This window comes from Oleiphilus sp. HI0067 (genome assembly GCF_001635735.1).
Window position 1 is genome coordinate 1 of sequence record NZ_LWFI01001318.1, and the last position, 926, is coordinate 926.

The window sequence follows — 926 nt, forward strand, 5'->3', positions numbered from 1 at the left end:
CAACCACCTCACTTGGGCTGACTATATTCGCCATTGAGGGGTTCACTTCAGAATTCACATACTCAAAATCAACTTTAAAAATCGCATTCCAAGCCTCTTTCATATCGATAAAGACTTGTTCCAATACCATTTGGACAACACGATTTTCTGTTGGAGTAAACTCGCGCCCTTCGATTTTAGCGTGTCGCCCGTCTCCCCCAAAGAAGTTGTCAACGAGCTTGAAGACTAACTTCGCATCAAGAATAAATAGCCCTGAGCCACGCAAGGGGCGCATTTTGACGATATTTAAACTTGTTGGAACGTAGAGCGTATGAATATATTCGCCAAACTTCATAATCTGAACGCCACCTGTGGAAACGTCAGCATTACGTCGCAATAAGTTAAACAAGCTAATTCTGGTATATCGTGCAAAACGCTCATTGATCATTTCAAGCGTTGGCATTCGCCCACGAACAATACGGTCTTGGCTAGCTAGATCATAGGAACGGACGCCGTCTTCAGAATGATCCTCTTCGGTGTCTATATCTCCATCATCTACGCCATGAAGTAGCGCATCGATTTCGTCTTGTGAGAGTAAGTCTTGCACGAAAGCTAATAACCTTTTCTTACTGCATTACGAAGTTTGTAAAATACACAGCCTCAATAAGAGGCTCACCTTCGGCTTCAAGAACAGCATTGATTGAAGTAAGCGTTTCAGCAATCAGCGCTTCCTTTCCTTCAATTGTTTGAGCCATTTTGAAATCCGCTCCGCCATATAAGGCGTTTAACTTCGAACGTATCGACGGCATGTGATAATCGACTGCATCTAAAGCAGCTTGATCACGCCCCATAACGTTTAAGCTTACCTGCATATAACGTTGGCGACCGTCTACCATCAACGTCGCAAGTACAGGTGGTTTTAAATCCATATAAATAGCAGGCTGAAT

At 43.4% G+C, this 926-nt stretch carries 2 protein-coding genes; both read right to left on the minus strand.

The annotated features are described in order from the left end of the window. Positions 1-586 (minus strand): flagellar motor switch protein FliM (fliM, locus tag A3739_RS20525; RefSeq protein WP_068502613.1); only part of this gene is annotated, 586 nt, incomplete at its 3' end. 19 nt (positions 587-605) lie between these two features. Further along, positions 606-926 (minus strand): flagellar basal body-associated FliL family protein (locus A3739_RS20530; RefSeq protein ID WP_231877118.1); only part of this gene is annotated, 321 nt, incomplete at its 5' end.